Origin of the sequence: Solidesulfovibrio sp. C21 (assembly GCF_047785625.1) — a bacterium.
In the GTDB taxonomy this organism is placed as follows: Bacteria; Desulfobacterota; Desulfovibrionia; order Desulfovibrionales; family Desulfovibrionaceae; genus Solidesulfovibrio.
The window spans coordinates 1-6,171 of record NZ_JBLODY010000127.1; the positions used below are offsets into that span (position 1 = coordinate 1).

Here is a 6,171-nt window from a genome sequence, read left to right on the forward strand (position 1 = left end):
GGGGAGGGAACCCCTTTTTGCAAAAAGGGGTTCCCTCCCCCGGCTCTTCCCCCTCTTACGCCTCCGGCAGGCCCATGCCCGGGCGCATGACCCGGCCGGACCAGGCCGTGCCGTAGCCGCCGAGCGCCTGCACCTGTTCCTTGAAGGACTCGCCGGCGATCACGTCGATGACGGCTTCGATCTTGGGATCGTCGCGCAGGGCCTCGGGGATGACCAGATCGTAGCGTTCCCGGGCCAGGGGCACGAAATCGAGCCCGAGCGCCCGGGCCGCCGCATACACGCCCAGGCCGCAGTCCGCCGAGCCGGTCTTCACGTTGACGGCCACGGCCATGTGGGTGTGTTCCTCGCGCTCGTAGCCGGAAATGCGGTCCGGGGTCAGGCCGGCCTCGGTCAGGTGGTGGTCGAAGAGAATGCGCGTGCCGGCGCCGCGCTGGCGGTTGATGTAGCGCACGCCTTCCCGGGCCAGATCGGCCACGCCGGTGATGCCCTTGGGGTTGCCCGGGGCGACGATGAGCCCCTGCTCCCGGATGGCCAGGTTGACCACGAGCACGTCCAGGCCGGGCAGGTACTTGGCCAGAAACGGAAAGTTGAAATCCCGGGTGTCCGGGTCGAACAGGTGGGAGCCGGCCAGCATGGCCGAGCCGTTTTTGAGCGCGATCAGCCCGCCCATGCTGCCCACGTGGCTGGAGGCCAGCCGCATGGCCGGATCGCGGCGCATGAGCATGTCGGCCAGGATGTCGAGGGTGTTGTCGTGGCTGCCCACGCAGACCAGGGTGCGGGCCAGGTCGCCGGCGTCCACCAGCAGCTCGGCCGTGACCACGGCCCCGGATTCCAGCCCCTCGGCCTCGGGCGGCAGTTGGGCCACGGCCTGGGCCTTGGTCATGGAGGAAATGCTGCCCGCGCCGCGCGAAAGGGGCAGGGCCACGTAGCTCGACCCCACCTGTCCGATGGACAGGCGCAGGAAATCGGTCATGCCGATGCGGGAAGGCACGCTGCGGGCCAGTGTTGCGGCAATGGTCTGCCGGGTCTTGGGTTCGGACCGGGTCAGCCAGCAGGCCAGGGGATAGAGCAGGCGTTCGAAGCAGACCACGGAGCTGACCGGATAGCCCGGCGCGCCGACGACGAGCTTGCCCCGGGCCACGCCCAGAAGCGACGGTTTGCCCGGCATGGCGGCCACGCCGTGGACCAGCACCTCGCCGAATTTGGCGATGGTGGCCTTGGTGAAATCCTTGCTGCCGGCCGAGGAGCCGGCCACCATGACCACGATGTGGGCGTCGGAATCGAGCCCTTCCTCAAGGGCGTCGGCCAATGCCTGGGGATCGTCGGGCACCGGGGGTACACGCAGGCAGGTCATGTCCCACTCGTCGGCCAGGGCGGCGAGCAGCATGGAGTTGCTTTCGACCACCTGCCCCGGGCCGGGCACGGGCCGGGCGGTAAAATCCAGGACCTCGTCGCCCGTGGGAATCACGCGCATGCGCACGCGTTCGTAGACGGGAATCTCGAACGCCCCGCAGGACAGCAGCGCGCCGATGTCATAGGGCGAGATGCGCCGGTGCCGGGGCAGCACCATCTCCGTGGCCACGATGTCCTCGCCGATGCGCCGGACATGGGTGAAGGGCGAAACCGGGGCCTCGATGCTGGCGTATTCGCCGTCCATGACCACGTTTTCGATCATGACCACGGCGTCGAAGGCGCTCGGCAGCGGATGGCCGGTGTTGACGAAGACAAAGTCCTTTTCCGGGGTAAGGCGTACGGGCGAACCTTCCCGGGCCATGAAGGTGTCGGCGGCGCGCACGGCGATGCCGTCCATGGCGGCGCTGTGGAAGGTGGGCGAGGAATAGCGGGCAATGACCGGCTCGGCCGTGATGCGTCCGGCCGCCCGGTCGGAGCCGATGCGTTCGACGCCAAGGAGCGCCTTGCGGTCAAGGACGGCCTTGACCCGCGACAGCGCCTCCGCGATGGGAATGGTGCGCAGGTAGATGTTTCGTTTCATGGGGTTGCTCCTTCTCCTCCGCTCACTCCCCGTAAAGCCGGCACAATCCGCCGTAGGCGTCGATGCGGCGGTCGCGTAAAAAGGGCCAGTGGCGGCGCTGGGTTTCGACGATCTGGGGATCGATGACGGCGGTGATGATTTCCTCTTTGGCAATGCCGGCCTGGGCCACGATCTGTCCCGACGGGTCGGCCACGAAGGACGAGCCCCAGAACTCCAGGGTCTCGCCGTAACCTTCCCCGCCGCCTTCGATGCCGACGCGGTTTATGGCCGCGACGTAGATGCCGTTGGCGATGGCGTGGCCGCGCTGCACGGTGATCCAGGCGTCGCGCTGCCGTTCGCCATATTCGGCTTTTTCCGAAGGATGCCAGCCGATGGCCGTGGGGTAGCACAGGACCAACGCTCCCTTCAGCGCCGTGGCCCGGGCCGCTTCGGGAAACCACTGGTCCCAGCAGATGAGCGTGCCCACCCGGCCGAACGGGGTGTCGAAGGCCTTGAAACCCAGGTCGCCGGGCGCGAAGTAGAATTTCTCCTCGAAACCCGGGTCGTGGGGGATGTGCATCTTGCGGTAGACGCCGAGATGTTCGCCGTCCGGGCCGAGCACGGCCAGGGAATTCTGGTAGCAGCCCGGTCCCCGGCGCTCGAAAAGCGGCGCCACGACCACCACGCCGGCGGCCTTGGCGGCGGTGGCCATGGCCGCGGTGGTGGGGCCGGGAATGGGCTCGGCCAGGCCGAAGGCGGCGTGGTCCTGATTGCGGCAGAAATAGGGTGTGGCGAAAAGTTCCGGCAGGCAGACCACATTGGCTCCGGCCTTGGCCGCCTCGGCCACGCGGGCGGCGGCTTTTTCGAGGGAATCGGCCACGGTTTTTTCCGGGGCCATCTGGATGAGCCCTAAGCGAAACGGAGCGGCCATGGTTTCACCTTCCAGGCGGTTTGATTGCGGTCTGTGCGACAACTTAACACAATACGGAGGAACGCGGCAAAGGACAATGGCGGATCAGGCCTTCCCCAGCAGGGAAAGCCCGTCGCGGGCGAAGGTAAAGGCAAAGTAGAAAAGCGACAGCCCCAGGACCGCCATGAGCAGCCGGTAGGCGCGGCTGCCGAGGAACCGGCGAAACCGCCCGGCCAGCACGGCGGCCATGCTCTTGGCCCCGACGATGGCCGCGTAAAAAACGCCCAGGAACGTGACCACGGCGGCCGTGCCCGAGCGGGCGGCCTCGATGAGCATGGGCACCCCCACCGTGGTCCAGAAAAGATAGGGATGGGGATTGGTGAAATTGGCGGCCACGCCGCGCCACAGCGACTTCGGGGCGGTATCCGGCTTCCCGGCGTTCGGTGGCGGGGCTTGCAGGCATTCGATGCCGTAACGCACCAGCAGACAGGCCCCGGCCAGGGACAACAGGCCGAGCACCGTGGGCGCGCCATGGGCGGCGGAAACCGCCAGCCAGGCCCCGATGATGATGGGGGCGTCGGTTATAAGCGGGGCCAGCCCCACCTTGACGCCTTCGGCCGGGCCGTGGGTCAGGGTCTGGGTCAGGACCAGGGACAGCAGCGGTCCGGGCGAAAGCCCGGCCGACAGTCCCAAGGCGGCGGCGGCCAGGGCGATGGAAGCTTGAGTCTGGGGCATACTTGCGTTTCCGGGCGCGCCCCGGCACACTGCCGATGGCGCGATGGCACCGTGCCGGAAAAACCCCCTTCTTTCAAGGAGGAACCATGACGCCCCTGGGCGCGGAGTTCCCCAAACACATCCTGGCCGCGGACATCGGCGGCACCCACAGCCGGTTTGGGCATTTCACGCTGTCGGCGTCCGGCGAACTCGCGCTCGGGGCGTCGGTCTGGGCTTCGACCAATGCCGCGGGTTCTTTTCTTGAACTGCTCGACAGCCTGCCCCAGGCGGGCTTCGACCTTGCGCCGCAGACGGCCGACGCGGCCGTGTTTGCCGTGCCGGGAGCGGTGGTCGGGCGGCGGATCAGCTTCGCCAACATCGAATGGGACCTCGACCTGGACGGCCTGGAGCGCGCGTATGGGCTCACCCGCGCCACCTGCATCAACGATTTTCTGGCCCAGGCCCATGGCTGCGCGCTTTTGGCCGACGAGGCCGAGGTGGTGCTGCCCGGGACGATGGACGCTTCCCGGGTGCAGGCCGTGATCGGGGCCGGCACGGGATTCGGCCACGCCGTGCTCGTGCCCATGCATGACGGAAGCCGGCTGGCCCTGGCCTCGGAAGCCGGCCATGCCTCGGTGCCATTTTTCGGCGATGCGGAGCACGCCTTTGCCACGTTTATGCGTCGGCTGACCGGGGAGAACTACGTGCGCGGCGACTCCGTGCTGTCCGGCTCGGGCCTGTCCGCCCTGCACGAGTTCCTGACCGGGGAGCGCCTGACCCCGGCCGAAGTGGGCGCGGGCCTGACCCCGGAAAGCCGCACCACCGAGCTTTTCGCCCGATTCTACGGTCGGGCCGCCCGCGATTACGCCCTGACCGTGCTGGCCGCCGGCGGGGTCTACATTTCCGGCGGCGTGGCCGCCAAAAATCCGCTGCTCGTCACCCATCCGGCCTTCGCCCGGGAGTTTTACGACTCCCCTCCCCTCGGCGGCCTTTTGCGCGCCATGGGGGTACGGCTGGTGCGCAACGCCAACACCGGCCTTTTCGGTGCGGCGAGCGTGGGCAAAAGCCTGCTGTCACAAACGGGCTAAAAGGATCACAACGCCATGCGCGAGGGATTTTTCCGGGCCGTGTCCACGGCCGAATTTACAAAGCTGCTGCGAACCTTCGCCCCCCTGCCCGCCGAAACCGTGGCCCTCGACGCGGTTCGGGGACGGTTTCTGGCGGGAGACGTCTTTGCCGGCGAGAACCTGCCTCCCGCCGGCCGGGCCGCCATGGACGGCTACGCCGTGCGCGCGGCCGAGGCGTTCGGGGCCACGGAGAACAGCCCCTCCTACCTCGACCTGGCCATGGACATTCCCATCGGCGTCATCCCCGACCAGCCGCTGCCGCCCGGCCGTTGCGCCCGCATCGTCACCGGGGCCTTCCTGCCCGAAGGTGCCGATGCCGTGGTCATGGTGGAATACACCGAGGACCTCGGGGCCGGAGCCATCGAAATCCGCCGGCCCGTGGCCCCGGGCGAAAACATGCTTTTCGCCGGCGAGGACGCGGCCATGGGGCAGTGCATCCTCGCCGCCGGAACGAAGCTGCGGCCCCAGGAAATCGGCATGCTGGCCGCCCTGGGCCAGACCACGGTGGCCGTGGGCCGGCGTCCCTCCGTGGCCGTGCTCTCCACCGGCGACGAACTGGTGCCGGCCTCGGCCACGCCCCGGCCGGGACAGATCCGCGACGTCAACACCCATACCCTCTCGGCCATGGTCGCGGCCGCCGGAGCCGAAGCCCACGCCTTTCCCCTGGTGCCCGACGACCTGCCCGGCATCACCGCCGCCCTGGCCGATGCCGCAGCCGCCCACGACCTGACCCTGCTCTCCGGCGGCAGTTCCGTCGGCGCGCGCGATTTCACCCTCGACGCCCTGCGCGGCCTCGGCGCGGACATCCTGGCCCACGGCGTGGCCATAAGCCCGGGCAAGCCGACCATCCTGGCCAACCTCGCCGGCCGCCCGGTCATCGGACTCCCCGGCCAGGTCACCTCGGCCCAGGTCGTCATGGCCGTCTTCGGCGCGCCGCTTTTGGCCCACCTGGCCGGCGACGTCGCCGCCTTCGACCGCCCGGTGCGAACCTTTCCGGCCATCCTCTCGCGCAACGTCGCCTCCAAGCAAGGCCGCGAAGACCACGTCCGGGTGCGCCTGGAACAGCGCCCCGGCCAACTGCCCCTGGCCCACCCCGTGCTCGGCAAGTCCGGACTGCTCAAGACCCTGCTCCTGGCCGACGGCCTCATCGTCATCCCCGCCGACCTGGAAGGCTACGCCGGCGGCCGCGAAGTGGCGGTCCGACCGATTTAGGCGGCGGCCGGGAAGGTCGGGGAGGCGGAGGAGGCAGAGGCAGAGGAGGAAGCGGAAGCGGGGCTCCGCCCCTGCACCCCGCCGAGGGGCCACGGGCCCCCCGGACCCCCCTTCACGCTTTGCCGGGTGGGATTCTGGCGGGGTAGCGGGAGTTCGAATACTTGTCGCCGCAATCGGCCCGACGACACGAGGCGCTTTCGCGCCTCGACGCCGGACACGATTGCGGCGACAACCAC

General features: G+C 69.0%; 5 protein-coding genes. 2 read left to right on the forward strand and 3 right to left on the reverse strand.

Features of this window, described 5'->3' with window-relative positions; genetic code table 11:
* Positions 1-55: 55 nt before the first annotated feature.
* The 3 genes from ACMZ6R_RS19770 to ACMZ6R_RS19780 form a co-directional block, all read right to left on the reverse strand.
* The gene (locus ACMZ6R_RS19770; protein ID WP_416114672.1) at positions 56-1,993 is read right to left on the reverse strand and encodes a molybdopterin biosynthesis protein; all 1,938 of its coding nucleotides are present in this window, start codon (positions 1,991-1,993) and stop codon (positions 56-58) included.
* Positions 1,994-2,015: 22 nt separating this feature from the next.
* A complete protein-coding gene (locus ACMZ6R_RS19775; protein ID WP_416114673.1) occupies positions 2,016-2,903 on the reverse strand; it encodes a carbon-nitrogen hydrolase in 888 nt (295 codons plus the stop codon).
* An 84-nt stretch (positions 2,904-2,987) separates the two neighbouring features.
* Entirely contained in the window at positions 2,988-3,617 is a 630-nt protein-coding gene (locus tag ACMZ6R_RS19780) for a LysE family transporter (RefSeq protein ID WP_416114674.1), read from the reverse strand.
* An 86-nt stretch (positions 3,618-3,703) separates the two neighbouring features.
* Here ACMZ6R_RS19780 and ACMZ6R_RS19785 point away from each other — a divergent pair, with 86 nt between their 5' ends.
* Both ACMZ6R_RS19785 and glp read left to right on the forward strand, forming a co-directional pair.
* Entirely contained in the window at positions 3,704-4,684 is a 981-nt protein-coding gene (locus tag ACMZ6R_RS19785; RefSeq protein WP_416114675.1) for a glucokinase, read from the forward strand.
* Positions 4,685-4,699: 15 nt separating this feature from the next.
* Entirely contained in the window at positions 4,700-5,935 is a 1,236-nt protein-coding gene (gene glp, locus ACMZ6R_RS19790) for a gephyrin-like molybdotransferase Glp (protein ID WP_416114676.1), read from the forward strand.
* Positions 5,936-6,171 lie beyond the last annotated feature (236 nt).

Excerpts from the sequence above, each read along its gene's own strand:
- ACMZ6R_RS19770 (WP_416114672.1), bottom strand. The coding sequence starts at position 1,993 with ATGAAACGAAACATCTACCTGCGCACCATTCCCATCGCGGAGGCGCTG.
- ACMZ6R_RS19775 (WP_416114673.1), bottom strand. The coding sequence starts at position 2,903 with ATGGCCGCTCCGTTTCGCTTAGGGCTCATCCAGATGGCCCCGGAAAAA.
- ACMZ6R_RS19780 (WP_416114674.1), bottom strand. The coding sequence starts at position 3,617 with ATGCCCCAGACTCAAGCTTCCATCGCCCTGGCCGCCGCCGCCTTGGGA.
- ACMZ6R_RS19785 (WP_416114675.1), top strand. The coding sequence starts at position 3,704 with ATGACGCCCCTGGGCGCGGAGTTCCCCAAACACATCCTGGCCGCGGAC.
- glp (WP_416114676.1), top strand. The coding sequence starts at position 4,700 with ATGCGCGAGGGATTTTTCCGGGCCGTGTCCACGGCCGAATTTACAAAG.